Source organism: Mesorhizobium sp. M8A.F.Ca.ET.165.01.1.1 (assembly GCF_004792065.1).
Classification (GTDB): Bacteria; Pseudomonadota; Alphaproteobacteria; order Rhizobiales; family Rhizobiaceae; genus Mesorhizobium.
Genome location: NZ_SRTH01000078.1, coordinates 1 through 423, shown reverse-complemented (window position 1 = coordinate 423; position 423 = coordinate 1). Strand labels below are relative to the sequence as shown.

1 protein-coding gene is annotated in these 423 nt (G+C 56.7%); it reads right to left on the bottom strand.

The window, feature by feature from the left end:
- Positions 1 to 200: 200 nt before the first annotated feature.
- Positions 201 to 423 (bottom strand): hypothetical protein (locus EN808_RS36670; RefSeq protein WP_189524244.1); only part of this gene is annotated, 223 nt, incomplete at its 5' end.

Sequence of the window (423 nt, the reverse complement as noted above, 5' to 3'; positions counted from 1 at the left end):
GGACAGGCGAGGTGCGACCCAAGAGAGACGAGGTGCGCCAGGAGTTAGGGTTTGTCTCCATACGGCATGCACTTACCCGAGGGCGTGACATGTCACTCCAACGCAGTAGCACCGCTATCGGGAGGTCAGGAAACCAAAAACGCGCCCGGGGGGGCAGCGCCACCATCGGGTGGATTGAGCCCGCTAGCGTCGATTTGAAATCACGGGATGCGGAAGGCAAAATTGAAGCGGCGCATCGACTGCGTATCGCTCATGTCATTACTCGTCTCATCAATGGCGGTGCCGATGAGAATACCGTCTATTCCTGCAATTGGGCCGCGCAACGAGGACATGATGTTTTCCTGCTGCATGGCGAGGCTGATCATCCAGAAATTGTGGCTAAAGTGGACCCGCGGGTGGAACTCATTGGCATCCCCTAATTGA